A 22154-nucleotide genomic window follows, 5' to 3' on the forward strand; every position below is an offset into this window, starting at 1 on the left:
AAAAATAAGCTGCTACCATAGTTAATCGATAGCAGCTTAAGGTGCTTATTAATTCTAAAAAAGATTTATTAAGCAGAAAGGTTTCTTTGAATAAGATCATTCCATTTATTGGCAAGGAATAGCTGAGATTCTGCACTTAAACTTGCATTATCATCTTCATCATAAAAGGTGATCTCAGAAACTCTTTGTTTAGGATTGTTCTTTATTAATTCTAAACTTATATGAGTTACAGCTGTTCTATTCTTAGTAGCTCCGGGAACAGGAATAGTTTTTTTAGAAATATAGCTCTCATTGATGTTATTAAGATCTATAACGTTAAATTCCATGTTTTTTTGAGGTTCTACAATGATTAGTTTCTTAGCGTTATTATCTATTCCTAAAAGAAATAGGTTGTTGATCTCCATATCATCCAATTGCATTTGATGATCTGTACTTATCTTTTTGAGACTCGATACATGTAATTTTTCTTTTGCAGATTGTCTAAATATCAAATATAAAATAGGACCAATAAATACTAATAATAATACGATGCCTATGGCAACAGATGCGTTTTCCATTTGTTAAGATTTTAAAGTGAATTGATTTGTTTTACGGCATTTAGTCTAATATTAAAACATAGATATGCCTAACCTCGACTTAACCTAAGTCGGGATATAGAATCGATTTTTAAAACCTTGTGATCACCAAAAAAAGTGGAATGGAAAAATTTGCAGTTCCAAGAAGTATTTTATATCCTGAGAACCTGTAGTAATTCTATTGGAAGATAGACCAGATAGAGGTATTGGAGGAGTTGAGGTAAAGTTAATTCCAGTACCAAAATTACCAGAATTATTTTCAGAATCTATTTGAAAAGATGCAATAGAGGTCTCTTCTAAAAATAAAGCTTGCTTATTTTGATCTGCTTGTAGATAATCGTAATTTCTAGAATTAAGATCTTTAAATAGATCTTCAGAATCAAAAGTATTACTGCTGAAAGCATTTAAGCTGGCCAGTAGTAAAAGGGAAAATAAAATATGTAGTCTTTTGAAATTCACATAACAAATGTACACAGAAAGTAGATTCGATGATATTTTATTGGCAAGAATTTATATCAAAAAAAATCGGCTTAAGAACTACTCCTTAAGCCGATTCAATAAATTTTTTATGGTATTACGAGATAAGTTTTACCGCATCTTTAGCAAAGTAGCTAGCTATCATATTAGCGCCGGCTCTTTTAATCGCTGTAAGTTGCTCCATCATTACTTCGTCATGATTTAACCAACCTTTTTCTGAAGCTGCTTTTATCATAGAATATTCTCCGCTAACCTGATAAACGGCTACAGGTACATTTACAACGTTCTTAATGTCTCTTACAATGTCTAGATAACAAAGCCCTGGCTTTATCATTACAATATCGGCTCCTTCATCTATATCCATCAAGGTTTCCTTAATTGCTTCATCTCTATTGGCAGGATCCATCTGATACGTTTTCTTATCGCCAAAACCAGGAGCAGAATCTAAAGCATCTCTAAATGGACCGTAGAATGCAGAGGCATATTTTGCGCTATAGCTCATAATACCTGTATCGTAGAAACCTTCATCTTCCAGAAGTGTTCTCATTTCAAAGATTCTTCCATCCATCATATCACTCGGGGCAATAATATCTGCACCTGCTTTTGCGTGAGATAAAGCCATTTCAGCAAGAATAGCGGTAGAGTCATCATTTAAGATCTTCCCTTCCGCAACAATACCATCGTGCCCAAAAGAAGAATATGGATCTAGCGCCACATCTGTCATCACCAACATTTCCGGTACGGCGTTTTTCACAGTTTTCACTGCTCTTTGCATCAGCCCTTCCGGGTTAATTGCTTCTGTGCCAGCATTATCTTTTAATTTATCATCAACTTTTACAAAAAGTAAAACAGATCTCAATCCTAATTTCCACAGTTCTTTCACTTCTTTCTCCAAAAGATCCAAACTATATCTATAATAATTAGGCATAGACGCAATTTCATCTTTTACATTTTTTCCTTCTACCACAAACATTGGAACAATAAAGTCGTTCGGAGAAACTATAGTTTCTCTTACCAAACTTCTAATAACTTCATTAGTTCTTAGTCTTCTGTTTCTTCTTAATGGATACATATTAAAATCATTTTTTAATTCGAGAGATACGCTACGTATCTCTGTATTGTTACATAATTTTATGTGATCACGTGTTGGATTCTAAAATTATGCATTTGCAAATATAAGGCTTGCTCAAGAATATTTTGGCATTTAAGAAATAGGAATAAGCAAGAGCATTTTAAATAAAAATGTAACGTTATGGCTTATTAGTTACTAATTGGTTTAAAGATCAACTTCATTTAAACCATTTACTATGCTTTCTATCAAGAATTTAAATAAAACATATCCTAACGGAACCAAGGCTCTCAATAATGTTAATCTAGAAATAAATAAGGGGATGTTTGGTCTTCTAGGCCCAAATGGAGCCGGTAAATCTTCTTTAATGCGAACCATTGCCACTTTGCAATTAAGCCATTCTGGAAGTATAGAATTTGATGGGTTAGATGTTTTTAGTGAGCCTGAAGAACTAAGAAAAGTTTTAGGCTATTTGCCGCAAGATTTTGGAGTGTATCCAAAAGTTTCTGCAGAGATGATGTTAAACCATATTGCGAAAATTAAAGGCATTCATAATAAGTCTGAAAGGACTGCTTATGTGGCAGATCTTCTAAACAAGGTGAATTTATACAAATTTAGAAAAAGGAATCTGGGAGACTTTTCTGGAGGAATGCGTCAACGTTTTGGAATTGCTCAAGCTTTAATTGGCAACCCTAAATTGATAATTGTAGATGAGCCTACAGCAGGTTTAGACCCTTTGGAGCGTAACCGTTTTCATAATCTTTTAAGTGAGCTAGGGGAAGAAGCTGTTGTTATTCTATCTACTCATATTGTAGATGATGTAATTAATCTATGTACCAACATGGCAGTTTTCAACGAAGGTTCTGTAGTAGTGCAGGGACATCCTTTAGAATTGACAAATTCATTGAATGGAAGAGTTTTTAGAAAGAGGATTGAGAAAGAGGAATTGGAAAGATATCAATCTGAATACTCCGTATTATCTGCTTATTTAAGAAGTGGGCAGTTAAACATAAATGTGTATTCAGAATCTCAACCTGGCGATGGTTTTGAACTAGTGAATAACACGCTAGAAGATTTTTATTTCTATAGTATCAATCAACCTCAAACTGCTCAAACTGTATAATTATGAAAGAGATCTATTTATTTGAGCTAAAATATAGAATGCGCAGACCCGCAACCTATATCTACCTATTTATAGCTTTTTTAATTCCGTTATTAATTGCGGTATTTGAAAAGTCTATCACAGCACAATACACCAACAGCCCAAATATCATTATGGGAGTTATAGGTACAATGAGTGTTTTCTTGCTTTTCTTTTATGCTGCAATTATGGGAGTTGCAGTTTATAGAGATGAAGATCATAAAACAGCACAAACCTATTTTACATTTCCTGTCTCCGAAAAGAATTATATTTTAGGTAGATTTTGGGGAAGTTTTACTATAGTTACTTTTATAAATATTGCAGTAGTAATTGGCGCAATGTGCGGTTTTGGATTGGGAGCTTTCTTAGAAAGACCAGATTATGGGACCTATACAGCATTTAATTTTGCTTCTTATTTCTATCCATTTTTTTACTTTTTAACCTTCAATGCTTTTTTTATAGGAAGTTTATTTTTTGGATTAATGACCTTCTTTAAAAAGATGCCAATCTTATATCTTGGTGGAATTGCAATCTTTATATTGATCAATATTTCATCTCGACTTCTAACAAATTTAGATACAGAATGGCTGAGTATATATGTAGATCCTTTTGGTGCCAAAGCTCAAGGTTTTATAGACAAATACTGGTCTGTACATGAACTTAATACTACACAACTTTCGCTAACAGGAAAATTCTTAATAAATAGATTGATTTGGCTAGGATTAGCAATAGGTATCTTCGTTTTTACGTTATTCCAATTTTCATACAAAGGTTTTTTAGCTTCAAAAAAGAAGAACAGTACCAACGAAAGTAAAGAAGAATATAAAGAGAGTCATACACTTCCAACATTTGTTCAAGGATTTACCAGCAAAGCAAGAAGAGAAAATTTATGGTCTTTAAGTAAGATAGAATTTCTTTCTATAGTTAGGGAAACCGCTTTTATAATTTTATTGGTAATTGGAGTTCTAATCGCCGGTTTTACCGCCTATCAACCTAATCAATTATATGGTACACCATCATTGCCATTAACTCGATTTATGGTGGCTCAGATCTCTGTAGGAATTTCATTACTCTCTATAATAATCTTGATTATCTATTCTGGAGAAGCTGTGCATAGAACAAGACAAAATAAGACTTTTGAATTTTATGATGCCCTACCGGTAAGTAATAGCACCTTATATCTTTCAAAAATAATTTCGCTTATTGGAGTTTCAATTTTACTTACTCTAATAAGTATTTTAGTTGGAGTTATTTATCAAACCATTAATGGATATTTTAATTATGAACTTGGAATGTATTTCACCTATAATTTGGTGAATGTTTTACCTGGTTTTATAATGATAGTGTTATTGTCATTTTTCATTCATGTATTGGTCAATAATAAGTTTTTAGGTCATTTTATAGTGGTCATTCTTTATGTGGGATTACCAATTTTGCTGGCTTTGGCTTTTAAAACTTCCAATCCTTTATTAATTTTTGGTTCAACTCCTGGTGGATTTTTGAGTGATCTAAACGGTTTCGGACATTACTTGGTAGGAAGTTTTTGGCTGAATTCTTATTGGATCTTATTAACATGTATTCTAGCTGTTATAGGTAAACTCTTTTGGAACCGTGGATTTTTCTCTTCGGGTAAAGAACGCTTGTTTATGGCAAAACAAAGATTTACAGGTAGAACTGTTGCATATACAGTTTTCTTTGTACTTGCGTTTATCTCTGTAGGTGCTTATAGTTACTATAATCTAAAAGTTTTAAATCAGCTAGAAGATGGTAATTATGGGGAGAAAATAAGTGCAGATGCAGAAATGAAATATGTGAAATATATAGGTAAACCTCATATTCAGGTAACAGATCTTAAAGCCTTTATAGATATTTTCCCTGAAGATAGAAGTGTAGAAGCTAAGGGAGAATTTAAAGTGATTAATAATTTTGAAGTAGCTATAGATACGCTTTTAATGGAAGTAAGTTTTCCTATTGCAGATACCAAAATTACTAAGGTGCTCTATAATGATGTGGAACTTCAACCATTTTTAAAAGACAGTTTGTATCGTTTATTCATGTATAAATTGCCTGCATCGTTACAACCAAAAGAAACAGCATCGCTAGTAATTGAAACAAGCGCCATAACAAAAGGCTTCTCTGCAGATAGTGAAACAGCAATATTAGGTAATGGAACATTCTTTAGAAATGGAATTTTTCCATCGTTTCACTATGAGCGAAGATTGTTTGATAATGGGGTTCGTATAAAGAATGGGTTAAAAGCGCTAGATTATATAAACCCACCTAGAACAGATAGTGTTGCGCTGAAACAGAATCTATTTAATGAGGATGCAAATTATATGACTTTTGAAGCTACAGTAAGTACTTCTAAGGGTCAAATTACTGTTGCTCCCGGTGTTCTTACTAAAACATGGGAAGAGAAAGACCGAAGTTATTTTAATTATAAGTTAGAAGGGAAAACAGATTATTTTTTCAGTTTTGTATCTGCAAATTATAAGATCGAAAAAGATATTTGGACCGCACCTATTGGCAAAAAAGTAAATATTGAGGTCTATCATTCTCCTAAACATACTAAGAATTTGAAATATTTTATAAAAGGGATCAAGACCTCTTTAGATTATAACTCTAAAAACTTCTTTGAATATCCTTATTCAGTTATTAGAATTATAGAATTTCCTGCATATACTACCCTTGCCCAGTCTTTTGCAACTACTATCCCTTATTCTGAAAACTTCGGTTTTGTTGCAGATTTCTCAAAAGCAGAAGATTATAATTATGCGTTTAGAGTCACTTCTCATGAAATGGCGCATCAATGGTGGGGGCATATTGTAACCCCGAGTAACACCTCTGGAGCCAATATTATTTCTGAAACCTTATCAGAATATGTTTCATTAATGACCATGAAAAAGGAATATGGAGAAAATGGGATCAAATCGTTCTTGCAAAGTTCATTAGACACCTATTTATCTGGTAGAAAAATGAGTTTTAAACCTGAGCGTACCTTAATTGATGTAGAAACCGGACAGTATATTTTTTATGAAAAAGGCTCTATGGTCATGTATGATCTACAGGATGTAATTGGAGAAGATAAGATAAACGAAGGTTTACGTAGCTTTTTAGATGAATTTAAATATAATGAAAAAGGCTATTATGCCACATCAGAAGATCTTTATAATGCATTATATAAAGTAGCGCCAGATTCTCTTAAATACAAAGTGAAAGATGGTTTTAAAGAGATCGTGCTTTATGAAAACCGTGTGGTAGATGCTAATACTAAAAAGCTGAAATCAGGAAAGTGGGAAACTACTTTTACCGTGAACTCTAAAAAGATCTATTATGATGATGCCGGAAGGGAGAGAGAAATAGATACTAAGAAGAACCTTGTAGATATTGGTTTGTTTGGGGAAGATGTAGTGAATGAGGAAGAAGTTACTATTAAAGATCCTTACTATTTTGAGTTAAAATGGTTAAAACTAGGAGATAATAAATTCACAATTACTACCGATAAAAAGCCTTTAAAAGCAGGGATAGACCCTTACAATAAATTGATAGATAGAAACTCAGGAGATAATTTAAAATCTATTGAAGAATAGGTAGAAAACTTCACGGTCAGTTCGAGCGCTGTCGAGAAGTTTTTATATTAAAACTTGTATAAGATTCTGTAAACACTAAAGCCTTTCAATCTTACTTTTTAAGGTAGGAATGAAAGGCTTTTTAATAAAATTATCTTCAGCTTATATCCAATCTTTAGGATGTTCCAGTACATTCAGCAAGATCGCTTCTTCACTGCCCGGTTCTGGATGATGATCGTAAACCCATTGCACGTGTGGGGGTAAACTCATTAAAATACTTTCAATTCTTCCGTTGGTCTTTAATCCGAACAAAGTGCCTTTATCATGCACCAGATTGAACTCCACATAACGCCCGCGTCTAATTTCCTGCCAATCTTTATTCTCTTTGGTATAAGGCAACTCTTTTCTATTTTCGACAATTGGTACGTAAGCATCTAAAAAGCTATCTCCAACTTCAGTCACAAAATTATACCAATCTTCAATATTCATTTCTTTGGAAGCTTTACAATAGTCAAAGAATAAACCTCCAATTCCTCTGGCTTCATCTCTATGAGAATTCCAGAAATATTCATCACATTTCTGCTTGTATTCCGGATAGAATGTTGGGTTATGTCTATCGCAAGAGCGTTTACAAACTTCATGAAAATGTTTGGCGTCTTCTTCAAACAAATAATATGGCGTAAGATCTTGTCCGCCACCAAACCATTGATCTATCACATTTCCTTGTTTATCATACATTTCAAAATACCTCCAATTTGCATGCACGGTAGGCACCATTGGGTTTTTTGGATGTATCACTAAGCTTAAACCACAAGCAAAAAAATCTACCTCTCCAACGTTGAAATATTTTTGCATTGCAGGAGCCAAAGGGCCATGAACTGCAGAAATATTGACTCCGCCTTTTTCAAAAACGGCTCCGTTTTCTATCACTCGAGTTCTTCCGCCACCGCCTTCTTCGCGTTCCCAAAGATCTTCCTGAAATTTGGCTTCTCCATCAATTTGTTCTAATCCGGCAACAATCTTGTCTTGAAGCCCTTCTATATATTGATAAAATTTATTTTTCATGCTTTTGATAATCAGATTTTAAAAGTCCGAAGTAGACTACATCTTCCAGTTGCCCCAGATAATTCTTAAATTCATTTCTTAAGACTCCTTCTTGCTGAAAATTATTTTTGATTGCAATTTGCTGGCTGCCCTGATTTTCTTTGGAAGTACAGATTACTACTTTTTCCATTTCCAACTCATTAAAAGCGAAAATGATCATTTTTGAAACTAATTCTGAAACAATCCCCTGATCTTGAAAATCTTGATCTACAAAATAAGCAAATTCACATCTACCAATTTTTTGAGAGATATTCTTAATCTGAAAGTATCCAATTAAGGTTTCTGTTTTCTCTTCTTTTAAAACAAAATACTCCCCTTTTCCCTGTTTTTTAAGCTTTTTACTATCAGAGAAAAAACTTTTTGTTTTCCATAATGTTTCACAAGAAGAAACCGTTACGGGGAAGGTGGGATGTATATATTCTTTATTTTTAAGAATAAGCCGGAAAAATTCTGATGGTCTTGCCGAATGTAATTTTTCTATTTTCCAGCTTGTAATGCTCATTATATTAATGCTTTGGCGTTATCGATCTTTTGAATAAGTCCAAATGAGAAAGTTTTGCTTTCTTTTTGAGCGGTTTCATAAACTGCTGCAGTGTGAGTAGCAAGTAAAGATTCTTTTTCTTCACGTTCAAAAGGAATAGCTCTTAACATAAGATCTCCAAATTGCTCGTAATGTTGAAATTCAAAATCGGCAGCCTTTAATCTTTCCATTAAAGCTTCAGAATTCATAATTTCAATATCATCCAAAGTGAAATTTAAAATTGCCTGCAGTTTTTCATTCAACTTATTTCGCTGTTCATTTTCCCAAAGATTAGGCACAAACTCAATATCCAACATCGCAATAAAGGCATCATCGATCTTCTTTTTTTCTTCGTCTCTAAGTCCTTTGCTTAACATGTAGCTTAATTATTTTGAAGGATACTCCTTTACCGCATCAACAAAAGCACGCGCATTTTCTACAGGAATATCTGGTAAGATTCCGTGTCCAAGATTCACGATGTATCTGTCTTTCCCAAATTCATCAATCATTTGGTGCACCATTTTCTTGATCTGTGCTGGTGGCGAATATAATCTTGAAGGATCAAAATTACCTTGTAAAGTGATATTTCCACCGGTTAAATAACGAGCATTTCTTGCAGAACAGGTCCAATCTACACCTAAAGCTGAAGCTCCAGATTTAGACATTTCGTTATATGCGAACCAACATCCTTTTCCAAATGCAATAACAGGCGTTATATCTTTTAAAGCATCTATGATCTGCTGAATGTATTTCCATGAAAATTCTTGATAATCTGTTGGAGAAAGCATTCCTCCCCAAGAATCAAAGATCTGTACGGCATCTACGCCAGCTTCAACTTTAGCTTTTAAATACGCAATAGTAGTATCTGTTATTTTTTGAAGTAATGTATGAGCAGCAACAGGATTAGAAAAACAGAATTTTTTTGCTATGTCAAAATTCTTAGAACCTTGCCCTTGTACTGCGTAACATAAAATAGTCCATGGAGAACCGGCAAAACCAATTAACGGCACTTCATCATTAAGTGCTTGCTTGGTCATTTTTATAGCATCCATCACATATCCTAAAGTTTCATGTACATCTGGTACAATTACTTTTTCTACATCTGCACTCGTTCTTACAGGATTTGGTAACCATGGGCCTACACCCGGTTTCATTTCCACTTCAATATTCATTGCTTGCGGTACCACCAAAATATCGCTAAAAAGTATGGCGGCATCTGTACCTATTTGGTGAATTGGCATTACGGTGATCTCTGTTGCAAGTTCTGGAGTTCTGCATCTGGTAAAGAAATCGTACTTCGCTTTCAATTTCATGAAATCTGGCAAATATCTACCTGCCTGACGCATCATCCAAACCGGAGGTCTTTCTACGGTTTCACCTTTTAATGCTTTTAGAAATAAGTCGTTTTTAATCTGTGTCATATCTTAAGTGCGTTAATCCTTTCGCCCTGAGGTCTTACAAAGAATGACGTTTATTTATAATGTTTTACCACCTGAACAATTACATTTTCTATAGAAGGTGTAGTTGCAAGTACTATTGGTATATTCTTATTTTTTATTGCTGAAGCGGTTGTTTTGCCTATACAAAAGCAAGTTTCAACATTAAGTTCATTCAAATTTAAATAACTTTCTATGCCGCTTGGGCTAAAGAACATAATGCCATCAAAATCCTGATCGAAATTTTTCTTATTTAAACCTGTGGTATACACTTCAATTTCCTCTAGCGAAATATTTTTTTCCTTTAAAACTGATGGAAGTTCATCTCTTCTAGAAGTTCCACAAAAGAATTTGAAATTTCTGTCGGCGTATTTTCTCACGATGATCTCAGAAAGATCTTTACTATAATCAGCAAATTCAAGAACTTCCCATTTCTGGCTTTCTAAGTATTCTTTGGTCTTTGTCCCAACACAAAAAATATGGAGATTTTCTGGAAGTACGGTTGATTTATAGTTGTCCAAAAAGGCTTTCACTCCATTTTTACTGGTAAAGATGAGATTATCTTCTGAATTAATCTTTGTTTCAAAATCGATAAAATCGATCTTTATCGCATCATATTCTACCAAACCAATACCCGAATTCAATAATAAGTTCTTTTGAGAAGAACTTAATTTTTTGGTAGATAGTACGCTAACCATCAACTACTATTTAAGCACTTTCTTGATCTCGCTCATCAATTCTCTTCCTCCATTGCTCAAAATTTCCTGAGCGCAACGTTTTCCAAAATCTTTCAAATTAGTTACTGAAATATTGTTCTCAACTTCAATTTTCTGACTTCCATCTAAACTGAATAAAGCGCCTTTAAAATGAAGGTTATTGTCTATAATTACTGCCGAAGCTCCAATTGGTGCGGTACATCCTCCTTCCAATTCTTTTAAGAATTCTCTTTCTACATGTACGCAAATTTCCGATGCTCTATGGTTTAGAGCAGAAACAGCTTCTCGGCAAATATCATCTTCCTCTTTTGCTACCACCAACATAGCACCTTGAGCAGGAGCAGGTAACATCCAGTTAAGATCTATATGATTTTTTGGAGTGAGGTTGATGCGCTCTAGTCCGGCAGCAGCAAAAATTGCCCCGTCCCAATCATTATCTTCCAATTTTTGCATTCTGGTATTCACGTTCCCGCGAAGATCTACCACGTTATGGGTAGGGTATTTATTTAACCATTGGGCTTTTCTTCTTAAACTTCCCGTAGCAATGGTTCCATCACCTTCCAAAAATTTAACTCCTTTATGAAGTAAAATATCTTTAGAATTAGCCCTTTTAAGAACCGCGGCTTCTACAATTCCTATTGGTAGCGCGGTAGGAACATCTTTCATGGAGTGAACGGCAATGTCAATCTTATCGGTTAACATGGCGATATCCAATGTTTTGGTAAAGATCCCGGTAATTCCCATTTCGTAAAGCGGCTGATCTAGGTTTAGATCTCCGGTAGATTTTACAGGGACTAGCTCGGTTTCATGTCCAAAATGTTCTAATGCAGCTTGAACGGTTTTAGCTTGCCAAAGTGCTAGTTCGCTATCTCTGGTTCCAATTCTAATTACTTTATTCATTTTGCGGCCTCTTCCAGATGAAACATTTTTTGGATGAGTTCTAAACTTTCATCTGTAGTGTTAGAATCATCTTTAAGGTGATTGGCAAAATGATTCATTATTTTTTGAATGATGCGGTTGCTCACAATTTCAGCTTGTTCATCATTGAAATCTGTGATCTTTTTACGTTGAAAATCCAGTTCAGCATCTTTCATGGTTCTCAACTTTTTCTTCAAGGCTTTAATAGTTGGGGCAAATTTGCGTGTTTCAAGCCACTTATTAAAATCTCCTTCTACTTCAGCTATAATTTCTCTGGCTTGCGGAATAAATTGTTTTCTGCGTTCCAGCGTTTCATCTGTCATTTGAGAAAGATGATCTAAATGTATCAATTTTACATTTTCAAGTTCCAACACATCATCTGCAACGTTCTTCGGAATAGAAAGATCTAAGATCAATAATTCCTTTTTAGCATAGATCAATTCCTTAGAAACAGTAGCGTTTTGAGCGCCTGTAGCAACAATCAAGATATCTGCCTGTCTAATTTCAGACTGAAGATCTGCATAATCTTTTACCGTTAAATTGAACTTTCCGGCAATTCTCTCTGCCTTATCCTTAGTTCTGTTAATAAGGGTAATATTGTTGTTCTTGGTGTGTTTTACAAGGTTTTCACAAGTATTTCTACCTATTTTCCCTGTTCCAAAAAGCAAAATGTTCTTATTAGAAACATTTTCAACTTCCTTTAAAATATATTGTACCGAAGCAAAACTTACTGAAGTGGCTCCAGAAGAAATGCGGGTTTCGTTCTTAATTCTTTTGCTTGCCTGAATCACCGCGTTTATCAATCTTTCTAAAAATGGATTTGCAACTCCAACTTTCTTAGAGCTTACAAATGCATTTCTTAACTGACTGATGATCTCAAAATCTCCTAAGATCTGGCTATCTAATCCTGTTCCCACATTAAACATGTGTGAGATGGCATCTTTATTTTTATAAACGTAGGCAACTTTCTCAAACTCCTCTACAGTACCATGTGTGTGTTCACATAATAACTTGATAAGTTGATAAGGGTGTTGAGCAAAACCGTAAAGTTCGGTTCTATTGCAGGTGGAGGTTACTATTAATCCATCAATACCTTCTTCTTTAGCGTCTTCAAGTAAATTTTGCTTTCCTTCTTCAGACAAACTAAAGTGTCCTCGAATGTCTGCATCAGCCTTTTTATAACTTAAGCCTATGATGTAAAAATGTTTTCCTCTTGAAATATGATAGTTCTCCATGAAACTGTTTGGGAATTCTGAAGCAAAAATAACATATACATAAATCAAAATACAACGCTGTAGGTACTAAATGTGTCGATAGATGATAATTGTCACCTATTTGACATATTTTGACCGGATTTTGGCTATTTTTGTAGTAGTATCAATCGTTTTGGAACCATTAGTTTAGACTGATTCTAAATAAAAACAATTTTGGAAAGATGACATCAGAACAGAAAAATATCGCTGGAGGGTTTGTAGATGAGACTAAAATTGAAGAGGGTTTTTTCATTCTGAAGTTTCAGAACGAAACTCCAGATTCTGTAAATTTTACTCGTGAGATAGATAGTAGTTTTATTCAGTTTCACTTCTGTGTAAAAGGGCAAAGCAAGTTTTTGTTCAATAAAGGGAACTACCAATTACCACTGGGAGAAGAGAATTCTTTGTTGCTTTACAATCCGCAGCAAGACCTTCCTTTAAATGTGGAATTATTTCCAAATTCGTGGTTGATCTCTTTGGTGATCTCCATTAAAAAATTCCACTCGCTGTTTTCTCAAGAAGCAGGATATATTCCGTTTTTAAGTAGTGAGAACAGAGATAAGAAATATTATAAAGATGGCGATATTTCGCCTTCTATGGCAATTGTTTTGAATCAGTTGATGAATTTCAATTTAATGCCTTCTATCAAATCTTTATATTTTAAGGCGAAAGCGTATGAGTTATTAAGTCTTCATTTTAATAGAACTGAAGATGCAAACATAGAGCAGTGCCCGTTTCTGGTGGATGAAGTGAATGTACTGAAGATCAGAAAGGCGAAAGATATTATTATTGCTAGAATGGCAGAACCGCCAACACTTCAGGAATTATCTGATGAAATTGGCTTGAGTCTTAAAAAACTGAAAGAAGGTTTTAAGCAGATCTATGGAGATTCTGTCTACAGCTTTCTATTTGATTATAAAATGGAATTTGCACGTAAACTTTTAGATTCTGGCGATTTTAATGTGAATGAAGTTGGGTTAAAAGTAGGTTATAGCACATCCAGTCACTTTATCGCTGCCTTTAAAAAGAAATTTGGAACCACTCCAAAGAAGTATATCATGTCTTTATCGCTACCCACAAATATCAAGAATTGATTTTGGTGATGCTGTAATTGGTCAAAACTTCTATAAGTGAATTTATATCAACAATAATAGTAGTAATTTTAGGTCAGGAAAAATTGCTGAAAAAGAATAAAGAATGAGTAAAGGTGTACTCTTGGTTAATCTGGGTTCTCCAGATAGTACCGACCCGAAAGACGTAAAGAAATATTTAGGTGAATTTTTAATGGATGAACGAGTGATCGATGTTCCATTATGGGCAAGAACGCTCTTGGTTAAAGGAATTGTTCTGAACACACGTCCTAAAAAATCTGCAGCCGCTTATCAAAAGATCTGGTGGGATGAAGGTTCGCCTCTTATTGTGCTTTCTGAAAGATTAAGAGATAAGATAGAGGATTTTACCTCATTACCAATTGTGCTTGCCATGCGTTATGGTACGCCAAACATTAAATCTGGTTTGCAAGAATTGCATGATCAAGGAGTAGATGAGGTGCTTATATTTCCTTTGTACCCTCAATTTGCAATGGCTACTACAGAAACTATTTTGGTATTGGCAGAAGAGTTGAGAAGAGAATTCTTTCCTGAAATGAAATTCACTTCTATTCCTGCTTTTTATAATCACCCAGATTATATTAGAGTGTTGGCTGAAAGCATCTCGGAAAAGCTGAAAGATGTAAAATTTGAACATTTACTATTTTCTTATCACGGAGTTCCGGAAAGGCATATAAGAAAAAGCGATATTACGAAGTCTCATTGTCAGATAGATGGTTCTTGTTGCAAGACCGCTTCTTCTGCACATCAATTTTGTTATCGCCACCAATGTTATGAAACTACAAGGCTGGTTGCAGAATATCTTGAATTAAAAGAGAATACTTATAGCGTTTCCTTTCAGTCTAGATTAGGATTCGACCCATGGTTACAACCTTACACCGATAGAACCATAGAACGTTTTGGAAAACAAGGCATGAAAAATCTTGCCATTGTAACTCCCGCTTTTGTTAGTGACTGTTTAGAAACTTTGGAAGAGATCGCTATGGAAGGGGAAGAGATCTTTCACGAAGTTGGTGGAGAAAAATTCACCGTGGTTCCTTGTCTAAATGACAGAGAAGATTGGGTAAAAGTATTATCTAGATGGATAGACGAATGGGCGTATGCTAAACCTGTAGAAGCATAATGGCAAATCTGAATTCTAAAGCTTTGGGTAATGAACCAATAGGGAAATTACTTATTAGGCAGGCAGTACCTGCATCTATTGGAATTCTGGTTATGTCTTTAAATATTCTTGTAGATACCATTTTTGTTGGTAACTGGATAGGATCTATAGCAATTGCTGCTATTAATGTGGTCTTGCCGGTTTCGTTCTTCATCGCTGCTTTAGGGATGGCTATCGGGATTGGTGGATCCTCTATTATTTCGAGAGCGTTAGGTGCGAATAATCACAAAAAAGCTCTTAAGACCTTTGGAAATCAAATTAGTCTTACTCTTATTTTAACAATTGTTATGGTAGCTGTGGGGCTCCTCTTCAGAGACTCCATTATACCTGCTTTTGGTGGGAAAGGCGATATTTTTGAGCCTGCGAAGATCTATTATACCATTGTTTTATATGGCGTGCCATTTCTCGCACTCTGTATGATGGGTAATAATGTAATTAGAGCTGAAGGGAAGCCGAAATTTGCCATGGTGGCCATGATCATACCTTCTGTAGGAAATCTTGTACTAGATTATATATTGATAAATATAATGGATCTAGGAATGATGGGTGCAGCATGGGCAACCACAGCTTCTTATATGTGTTGTTTTGCGTATGTAGTTTGGTTTTTCTTGTCTAATAATTCTGAATTAAAAATCTCATTAAGTCATCTTGGTTTTAATTGGAATATTTTAAAGGAAACTGCCTCCTTGGGTTTTGTAACTCTTGCTAGACAAGCCGTAGTAAGTATTACTTATTTATTAATGAACAATATTTTATTTGATATTGGGGGAGAAGATTCTGTTACGGTTTATGCTATTATTGGGAGAATGCTAATGTTTGCGCTTTTTCCGGTACTAGGAGTAACACAAGGCTTTTTACCAATTGCCGGATATAATTATGGGGCAGAGAATTTTGCCAGAGTAAAAAAGAGTATAAATACAGCAATTCTTTACGCTACACTTTTAGGTATCTTAGTTTTTGCGGGAATTATGACGTTTGCAGAAGAAATTGTGAGCGTATTTACAGATAATCCAGCTGTACTTTCAGATACACCACAAGCCATGAGATGGGTATTTGCTGCAGTGCCGATCATCGCTTTACAATTAATTGGTTCTGCGTATTTTCAAGCTATAGGCAAAGCCATTCCGGCTTTATTATTAACCCTATCCAGACAAGGATTTTTCTTTATTCCGTTGGTACTTATTCTCCCTAATTATTTTGGAGAGATTGGTGTTTGGATCTCATTTCCTATTGCAGATTTCCTATCTACAGTGGTTACTGGATTGTTCTTAAATAAGGAGATTAGAAATAAACTAAAACCAGCAGAAGTTATTAATTGAATTACTTCACTCTTCACAATTAGTTATATTTGCTAAGCGCTCAAGTGAACGATCCATAAACCTTGAAAAATTAAGTCTGTGATAGAATATTACAACTACATTAAATCTTTACATTTAATTTTTGTTATAACCTGGTTTGCAGGATTATTCTACATTCCAAGATTATTTGTTTATCATATTGAAGCCGCTCAAGAAGCAGAACCTAAAAGAACTATTTTAGTAGATCAGTTGAAATTGATGACTAAAAGATTATGGTTCATCATAACTTGGCCTTCCGCTATATTAGCGAGTTTATTCGCTTTTTGGATGCTATATCTTATGCCTGGATGGCTGCAACAACCTTGGATGCATGTAAAACTTGGCTTTGTAGTGTTGCTTTATATATATCATTTTAAATGTCATCTTATCTATAAAGAGCTTCAAAATAACGTTGTAAAATGGACTTCGAACCAAATGCGAATCTGGAATGAAGGTACTACGATAATTTTATTTGCAGTGATCTTTTTGGTAATTGTAAGAGATGCCGTAAACTGGATCTATGGTGTAATAGGAATAATATTATTAGGGATACTGCTAATGCTCGGAATCAAATTGTATAAGCGAATTCGTTCTAAAAATCCGAATGCCTAATCTGGTGTGATAATTGATATTTATGGCAAAACTACCTAAATAATATATGAAGATATTTAAGCTCTCCTTAAGAAACAGAATTTTCATTTCTATGATCTTGTTGGTGTTAGGGGCTTCTATACTTATTGCCGGCGTTACTGTTTATCAATATACACAAGAATCTGAAGCCTATCATAAAGAAAGGTTAGAGCGTAAAGAACAAGCTATTAGAGAGAACATAAAATTTGTTCTGGATAAAACCACCCATGTGGTAAGCACAGAAAATATTCCGGTGATCTTAAAGGAACGCGATAAGATCTATGAGATGTCTCAGGTGCATGAAATGCAGCTTAATATTTATGATCTCACAGGAAGACTTCTTATAAAATCTAACGAATCATTTTTTAGAGATACTACAAATGTGCAGATCCCAAAGCAGATCATTCAAAATTTAGAAACGTCTCCTACCAAGAGATTCTTGAAGAAATCTGAGATCAACGGACAAAAATCACAATCTTCTTATACCTACATCCACGACAATCAATTTAAACCTTTAGCCATTTTATACCTTCCTTATCTGCAAGATGATGAGGTATTACAAAAAGATCTAAACGACTTTTTAATGAAGTTGGGCGAAGTTTATCTATTTATGTTGTTGGCAGCTATTTTGATGTCTTATTTCCTTTCCAAATACATTACAAAATCTTTGAAAATAGTTTCAGAAAAGATCATAGAAACCAGGCTGGATAAGCGAAATCAAAAGATACAGATAGAGAACGTTTCTGAAGAGATCTATACCCTGGTATCTGCTTATAATAGTATGATAGACGAGTTGGAAGAAAGTGCTGTGAAACTGGCTACCGGAGAGCGAGAACAGGCTTGGCGAGAAATGGCTAAGCAAGTAGCGCATGAGATCAAAAATCCATTAACTCCAATGCGACTCACAGTTCAAAGTTTTCAACGAAATTTTAACCCTAAAGACCCTAATGTGATCATGAAATTGAATGAATATAGCGAAACCTTAATTCATCAAATAGATACCATGAGCGCTATTGCTTCGGCCTTTTCAAATTTTGCCAAAATGCCGGCGCAACAAAATGAAATTCTAAATGTTCCAAAAACAGTTAAGTTAGCATTAGACATCTTCAATGAAAATTACATACAATTCTCTTCAGAGAAAGAAGAAATTCTGGTTAAATTTGATAGAACTCAGCTTATTAGAGTGATTACCAATTTGGTGAAAAATGCTACTCAAGCTTTACAAGATGTAAAAGATCCGAAGATATTGGTGGAGGTGGAAGAAGAAGAAACTTCTGTAAAAGTTTCTGTCTTAGACAATGGTGTAGGTATTTCAGAAGAAAATAAAGACAAGGTGTTCGAGCCTAAATTTACCACCAAATCTAGTGGTATGGGATTAGGTCTTGCTATGGTGAAGAATATTGTAGAGACCTATGGCGGAAGCATCAATTTTGAATCAAACAAAAATAAAGGGACTATCTTTACAGTCCGATTTCCAAAATAAGTAAGTATGACATTTGAAAACATTTTATCAGAACTTCACGAAGGAATTCTACAGATAACTATCAATAGACCTTCAAAATTAAACGCACTTAATAAAGAGACCATTAGCGAACTTCATGAAGCTTTTGCAGATGCTAGAGAAGATAACGACGTTAAGGTTATCATTTTAACCGGTAGCGGAGAGAAAGCCTTTGTTGCAGGAGCAGACATTAGTGAATTTTCAGATTTTTCTACGGAAGAAGGAGGAGAACTTGCAGCACAGGGACAGGCAAAATTATTTGATTATGTTGCGAATTTTCCAAAACCAGTAATTGCAGCGGTAAATGGTTTTGCGCTTGGAGGTGGATTAGAATTGGCAATGGCAGCACATTTTAGAATTGCCAGCGATAATGCAAAAATGGGATTGCCGGAAGTTTCTCTTGGATTGATCCCGGGATATGGAGGAACGCAAAGATTACCTCAGTTAGTTGGTAAAGGTCGCGCCATGGAAATGATCATGACTGCCGGAATGATAGATGCTACGCAAGCTCTGCAATATAATTTGGTGAATCACGTATGCCCTCAAGACGAGTTGCTAGATTTTGCTGAAAAATTAGCGAATAAGATCATGAAAAACTCATTGGTAGCCATCTCTGCAGCTATTAAGGCTGTAAATGCTAATTTTGAAGATGGAGTAAATGGTTTCGAAATAGAGATCGAAGAGTTTGGAAGAAGCTTCGGGACAGAAGATTTTAAAGAAGGAACTTCTGCCTTTCTAAATAAAAGAAAAGCAGATTTTCCTAGAAAATAAATCTTTCAATCAATAAAATTAAATATGGAAAGAATCCTAAAATTGGGAATTATGCCATATTTTTGTTTTATGTCGGGAGAGAATGATTATATAAGAGGACGAGGAGCTCAAAAGAATGTGCATAATAGGTTTGATGCTCAGAGTCATGAATTTAGAGATGACTTTTTAAATTATTGTGCATTGGAGGGAGATGAAGCTTCTAACTCCAAAACAGTTCTAATAGATACCTTTCCAAAAACAGTGGTGAATAAAGTAACCAGCCCAGATGTGGGAATGGGATTTTCTTTGAATCCATATCAAGGTTGTGAACATGGCTGTGTGTATTGTTATGCAAGAAATTCTCATGAATATTGGGGATACAGTGCCGGGATAGATTTTGAACAAAAGATCTTGGTAAAAAGAAACGCAGTGGATCTTTTAGAAAAGAAATTGCAGAGTAAAAGATGGGAAGCTGCTCCAATTGTGCTTTCCGGAAATACAGATTGTTATCAGCCAATAGAGAAGAAACTCGAGATGACCAGACAACTGCTTCGAACATTTCTAAAATACAAACATCCGGTAGGTATTATCACAAAAAATGCTTTGATCCAACGAGATATTGATATTCTAAAAGAGCTCGCTCAAGATAATCTCATTCATGTAAATCTTTCCATTACTAGTTTAGATGAAAATGTTAGAAGATTGCTAGAACCAAGAACAGCCTCGGTTAAAAAAAGGTTAGAAACCTTAGAATTGCTTTCGAAGGATAATATTCCCACCAGTGTAATGATGGCTCCAATTATTCCGGGCATCAACTCCCATGAGGTGTTACCCTTGGTAAAAGAAATTGCAGAGCGTGGAGCTTTAGGTGTTGGTTATACTATGGTTAGATTGAACGGTGCTATTGGAGGAATTTTTACAGATTGGATTCAGAAAACTATGCCAGATAGAGCAGATAAGGTTTTACATCTTATTGCTGAATGTCATGGTGGGAATTTGAACGATAGCAACTTCGGAAGAAGAATGAAAGGTTCCGGAAATATAGCAAAGCAAGTGTCTCAACAGTTTAAGATCGCCAGAAAAAAGTATTTATTTGGCAGAATAAAACCCGAATTGAATTGTGAACTTCACGCACAATACAAATCGGGTCAAATGAGTTTATTTTAAATTTTAGTTCTAAAATCTATATCCAACCTTAACATTTCCCCAAGGAGCAAATTTTTCTGCCACTGCGGGCCCTAGGTCTACCCCCAAATTAAATCCCTTTTCACCAAAGAAACTTACTCCTATAGGAAGATAAGCTACAAAAATTCCTGCATCATCTTCACTAGAACCCCATATATCTAATGCTTTAGCAGAAATAATAGTTCCGGTAAGGCCAATATGAAACAACATTTTAGACTCTTTTATCCCGGAAGGATAGTATTTAAAACCCGCTCCTACACTTGGAATACCAACACCTATTTCTACACTTAAATTTTCTGAAACAATCCGATCGTAGGTTATTCCAACAAATGGGGTAGTTCCTAAAATATTGAAGGAAATGGCATTTTTACGCATTCCTTCGATTCCGGAAGTGGTTTCCTGCGCAATGCTAGAAAATGAAATAAGTAAAATTGAAAAAATTACAAGAATGGTGCTTTTAGTCATATTAATTTGGAATTCCTATATGGGAATTCACAAGCAAGGTATAGTAATATTATTAAGAATTTAACAATTATAATTATAAATGTTAAATATTTTAAGATTATAGTTTTTTAACTAGATATATGAACACTGGAAAGTGATCTGAATAACCCCCAGTGTAACCACCATAATCGTAGCTTCTGAAAGGATACCCTTTAAATTGACCTTTGGTAGTAATTAGATAATTTTTCTGAAAAATGTCTGCCTTATAGAATTTATAGCCTTCTAAATTACTATTTACCAAAGTTCCGGAAAGTAGGATCTGATCGAACAAATTCCAACTGTCTCTATATGCTAAAGTTCCACGCCCGTTTTTCATCATGTTCTCCATAGGATTATAAAAATCATTTACTTCTAACTCTTCTTTAGAGGCCTTTGTATGTAATACTTTTTTGATGCTTTTATTAGTTGGATCATCATTAAAATCGCCCATACTTATGATCTTTGCATAAGGGTCTATTTGATATAAGGAATCTATTATTAATTTATTTAACTGCCCTGCACGTTCTCTTTTATAACTGCTTCTGGCTTCTCCACCACTTCTGGAAGGCCAGTGATTCACGATTATATTTATTTCTTCTCCATCAAGATTTCCTGTAACTACTAATTGATCTCGAGTGTATACTCTTTTTAAAGGATCTTCCAGTTCATAGATCAATAATCTTCGAGATTGGGAATTGGTGGGTGTAAATAGTGATTTTTGATAAAGTAAGGCCACATCTACGCCACGCCTGTCTGGGGAATCATAATGAACTATGTCGTAGTTTTTCTCTTTTAACGCAGGTTGATTGATAAGGTCTTCTAGCACCATATAATTCTCGATCTCACAAAGACCAATGATCGCTGGAGAATTTTGAGCGGTTTCAGTTCCTATTTCTGAAATGACTTTAGATATATTCTTCAGCTTGTCCTGATATTTTTCTAAGGTCCAAACATCTTTTCCTAGCGGGGTTCTATCATCATCGAAGGTTAAGGAATCATTTTCAATATCAAATAGATTTTCAACGTTATAAAAAGCAACAGTATGCACCTTATAAGAATCTTTTGATTGTGCATAAACACTATTGGCTACAAGAAATAGTAAGGATGGAAATATCACGATCTTAGAGATCATTTTTGAGAATAATTTACATTTCTGATTCATAAGTATGAATTTATAGCAAAGATTAATTTACTGATTTATTGGTAATTACAAAATTAA

Annotated in this window: 21 protein-coding genes; 9 read left to right on the forward strand and 12 right to left on the reverse strand. The window is 34.6% G+C overall.

From position 1 onward, the window contains the following. Nucleotides 1-68 precede the first annotated feature (68 nt). From BLT84_RS04780 to hemB, 3 genes are all read right to left on the reverse strand, one after another. Nucleotides 69-557, reverse strand: a complete 489-nt coding sequence (locus tag BLT84_RS04780) for a hypothetical protein (RefSeq protein ID WP_091263250.1) — start codon at nt 555-557, stop codon at nt 69-71. Between the two features lie 123 nt (nt 558-680). After that, entirely contained in the window at nt 681-1034 is a 354-nt protein-coding gene (locus tag BLT84_RS04785; protein WP_034887035.1) for a hypothetical protein, read from the reverse strand. Between the two features lie 115 nt (nt 1035-1149). Further along, on the reverse strand, nt 1150-2124 hold the full coding sequence (gene hemB / locus BLT84_RS04790; protein WP_091263252.1) for a porphobilinogen synthase: 975 nt from the start codon (nt 2122-2124) through the stop codon (nt 1150-1152). 235 nt (nt 2125-2359) lie between these two features. Here hemB and BLT84_RS04795 point away from each other — a divergent pair, with 235 nt between their 5' ends. Both BLT84_RS04795 and BLT84_RS04800 read left to right on the forward strand, forming a co-directional pair. Continuing rightward, entirely contained in the window at nt 2360-3244 is an 885-nt protein-coding gene (locus BLT84_RS04795; RefSeq protein WP_091263254.1) for an ABC transporter ATP-binding protein, read from the forward strand. A 2-nt stretch (nt 3245-3246) separates the two neighbouring features. Then, on the forward strand, nt 3247-6852 hold the full coding sequence (locus BLT84_RS04800) for an ABC transporter permease/M1 family aminopeptidase (protein WP_091263256.1): 3606 nt from the start codon (nt 3247-3249) through the stop codon (nt 6850-6852). A 141-nt stretch (nt 6853-6993) separates the two neighbouring features. Here the strand turns inward: BLT84_RS04800 and hemF are convergent, their stop codons facing one another. Genes hemF through hemA form a run of 7 tightly spaced genes read right to left on the reverse strand, consistent with a single transcriptional unit; the run spans nt 6994 to nt 12760 of the window. Then, nucleotides 6994-7896, reverse strand: a complete 903-nt coding sequence (hemF, locus tag BLT84_RS04805; RefSeq protein WP_091263258.1) for an oxygen-dependent coproporphyrinogen oxidase — start codon at nt 7894-7896, stop codon at nt 6994-6996. Continuing rightward, nucleotides 7886-8437 carry a GNAT family N-acetyltransferase gene (locus BLT84_RS04810; protein ID WP_091263260.1) on the reverse strand — a complete coding sequence of 184 codons (552 nt, stop codon included), beginning with the start codon at nt 8435-8437 and terminating at the stop codon, nt 7886-7888. Before BLT84_RS04810 ends, hemF begins: the two co-directional genes overlap by 11 nt. Beyond that, a complete protein-coding gene (locus BLT84_RS04815; RefSeq protein ID WP_091263263.1) occupies nt 8437-8832 on the reverse strand; it encodes a hypothetical protein in 396 nt (131 codons plus the stop codon). The genes BLT84_RS04810 and BLT84_RS04815 overlap by 1 nt, the downstream gene beginning before the upstream one ends. A gap of 9 nt (nt 8833-8841) precedes the next feature. Continuing rightward, the gene (gene hemE / locus BLT84_RS04820) at nt 8842-9876 is read right to left on the reverse strand and encodes a uroporphyrinogen decarboxylase (RefSeq protein ID WP_091263265.1); all 1035 of its coding nucleotides are present in this window, start codon (nt 9874-9876) and stop codon (nt 8842-8844) included. A 50-nt stretch (nt 9877-9926) separates the two neighbouring features. Continuing rightward, nucleotides 9927-10589 (reverse strand): uroporphyrinogen-III synthase, encoded by a 663-nt coding sequence (locus BLT84_RS04825; RefSeq protein WP_091263286.1) that lies wholly within the window; start codon nt 10587-10589, stop codon nt 9927-9929. A 6-nt stretch (nt 10590-10595) separates the two neighbouring features. Further along, entirely contained in the window at nt 10596-11507 is a 912-nt protein-coding gene (gene hemC, locus BLT84_RS04830) for a hydroxymethylbilane synthase (protein WP_091263288.1), read from the reverse strand. Next, nucleotides 11504-12760 (reverse strand): glutamyl-tRNA reductase, encoded by a 1257-nt coding sequence (gene hemA, locus BLT84_RS04835; protein WP_091263290.1) that lies wholly within the window; start codon nt 12758-12760, stop codon nt 11504-11506. Before hemA ends, hemC begins: the two co-directional genes overlap by 4 nt. A 200-nt stretch (nt 12761-12960) precedes the next feature. On the opposite strand from hemA, the gene BLT84_RS04840 reads away from it, so the two are divergent. The 7 genes from BLT84_RS04840 to BLT84_RS04870 all read left to right on the forward strand — a co-directional run bounded on the left by BLT84_RS04840 (nt 12961) and on the right by BLT84_RS04870 (nt 20434). Next, on the forward strand, nt 12961-13872 hold the full coding sequence (locus tag BLT84_RS04840) for an AraC family transcriptional regulator (RefSeq protein ID WP_091263292.1): 912 nt from the start codon (nt 12961-12963) through the stop codon (nt 13870-13872). Between the two features lie 103 nt (nt 13873-13975). Next, nucleotides 13976-15010, forward strand: coding sequence for a ferrochelatase (gene hemH, locus BLT84_RS04845; protein WP_091263294.1), 1035 nt, complete (start codon nt 13976-13978; stop codon nt 15008-15010). Beyond that, nucleotides 15010-16368 (forward strand): MATE family efflux transporter, encoded by a 1359-nt coding sequence (locus tag BLT84_RS04850; protein ID WP_034887022.1) that lies wholly within the window; start codon nt 15010-15012, stop codon nt 16366-16368. Before hemH ends, BLT84_RS04850 begins: the two co-directional genes overlap by 1 nt. An 81-nt stretch (nt 16369-16449) precedes the next feature. After that, nucleotides 16450-16998, forward strand: a complete 549-nt coding sequence (locus BLT84_RS04855; RefSeq protein ID WP_091268022.1) for a CopD family protein — start codon at nt 16450-16452, stop codon at nt 16996-16998. Between the two features lie 46 nt (nt 16999-17044). Beyond that, a complete protein-coding gene (locus BLT84_RS04860) occupies nt 17045-18499 on the forward strand; it encodes a sensor histidine kinase (RefSeq protein WP_091263296.1) in 1455 nt (484 codons plus the stop codon). Between the two features lie 6 nt (nt 18500-18505). Continuing rightward, nucleotides 18506-19288: an enoyl-CoA hydratase/isomerase family protein gene (locus BLT84_RS04865; RefSeq protein ID WP_091263297.1), complete on the forward strand. Its 783-nt coding sequence runs from the start codon at nt 18506-18508 to the stop codon at nt 19286-19288. 69 nt (nt 19289-19357) lie between these two features. Next, entirely contained in the window at nt 19358-20434 is a 1077-nt protein-coding gene (locus BLT84_RS04870; protein WP_091268025.1) for a PA0069 family radical SAM protein, read from the forward strand. Nucleotides 20435-20443: 9 nt separating this feature from the next. Here BLT84_RS04870 and BLT84_RS04875 read toward each other — a convergent pair whose 3' ends face one another. Both BLT84_RS04875 and BLT84_RS04880 read right to left on the reverse strand, forming a co-directional pair. Beyond that, nucleotides 20444-20917 carry a hypothetical protein gene (locus tag BLT84_RS04875; protein ID WP_091263299.1) on the reverse strand — a complete coding sequence of 158 codons (474 nt, stop codon included), beginning with the start codon at nt 20915-20917 and terminating at the stop codon, nt 20444-20446. A gap of 97 nt (nt 20918-21014) precedes the next feature. Further along, nucleotides 21015-22097 (reverse strand): endonuclease/exonuclease/phosphatase family protein, encoded by a 1083-nt coding sequence (locus tag BLT84_RS04880; protein ID WP_231929485.1) that lies wholly within the window; start codon nt 22095-22097, stop codon nt 21015-21017. Nucleotides 22098-22154: the final 57 nt, after the last annotated feature.

The organism is Gillisia sp. Hel1_33_143 (genome assembly GCF_900104765.1).
Classification (GTDB): Bacteria; Bacteroidota; Bacteroidia; order Flavobacteriales; family Flavobacteriaceae; genus Gillisia.

Bases quoted from the DNA above. Each gene is read 5' to 3' on its own strand.
- BLT84_RS04780 (WP_091263250.1), bottom strand. From the start codon at position 557: ATGGAAAACGCATCTGTTGCCATAGGCATCGTATTATTATTAGTATTT.
- hemB (WP_091263252.1), bottom strand. From the start codon at position 2,124: ATGTATCCATTAAGAAGAAACAGAAGACTAAGAACTAATGAAGTTATT.
- BLT84_RS04795 (WP_091263254.1), top strand. From the start codon at position 2,360: ATGCTTTCTATCAAGAATTTAAATAAAACATATCCTAACGGAACCAAG.
- BLT84_RS04800 (WP_091263256.1), top strand. From the start codon at position 3,247: ATGAAAGAGATCTATTTATTTGAGCTAAAATATAGAATGCGCAGACCC.
- hemF (WP_091263258.1), bottom strand. From the start codon at position 7,896: ATGAAAAATAAATTTTATCAATATATAGAAGGGCTTCAAGACAAGATT.
- BLT84_RS04810 (WP_091263260.1), bottom strand. From the start codon at position 8,437: ATGAGCATTACAAGCTGGAAAATAGAAAAATTACATTCGGCAAGACCA.
- BLT84_RS04815 (WP_091263263.1), bottom strand. From the start codon at position 8,832: ATGTTAAGCAAAGGACTTAGAGACGAAGAAAAAAAGAAGATCGATGAT.
- hemE (WP_091263265.1), bottom strand. From the start codon at position 9,876: ATGACACAGATTAAAAACGACTTATTTCTAAAAGCATTAAAAGGTGAA.
- BLT84_RS04825 (WP_091263286.1), bottom strand. From the start codon at position 10,589: ATGGTTAGCGTACTATCTACCAAAAAATTAAGTTCTTCTCAAAAGAAC.
- hemC (WP_091263288.1), bottom strand. From the start codon at position 11,507: ATGAATAAAGTAATTAGAATTGGAACCAGAGATAGCGAACTAGCACTT.
- hemA (WP_091263290.1), bottom strand. From the start codon at position 12,760: ATGGAGAACTATCATATTTCAAGAGGAAAACATTTTTACATCATAGGC.
- BLT84_RS04840 (WP_091263292.1), top strand. From the start codon at position 12,961: ATGACATCAGAACAGAAAAATATCGCTGGAGGGTTTGTAGATGAGACT.
- hemH (WP_091263294.1), top strand. From the start codon at position 13,976: ATGAGTAAAGGTGTACTCTTGGTTAATCTGGGTTCTCCAGATAGTACC.
- BLT84_RS04850 (WP_034887022.1), top strand. From the start codon at position 15,010: ATGGCAAATCTGAATTCTAAAGCTTTGGGTAATGAACCAATAGGGAAA.
- BLT84_RS04860 (WP_091263296.1), top strand. From the start codon at position 17,045: ATGAAGATATTTAAGCTCTCCTTAAGAAACAGAATTTTCATTTCTATG.
- BLT84_RS04865 (WP_091263297.1), top strand. From the start codon at position 18,506: ATGACATTTGAAAACATTTTATCAGAACTTCACGAAGGAATTCTACAG.
- BLT84_RS04870 (WP_091268025.1), top strand. From the start codon at position 19,358: ATGTCGGGAGAGAATGATTATATAAGAGGACGAGGAGCTCAAAAGAAT.
- BLT84_RS04875 (WP_091263299.1), bottom strand. From the start codon at position 20,917: ATGACTAAAAGCACCATTCTTGTAATTTTTTCAATTTTACTTATTTCA.
- BLT84_RS04880 (WP_231929485.1), bottom strand. From the start codon at position 22,097: ATGAATCAGAAATGTAAATTATTCTCAAAAATGATCTCTAAGATCGTG.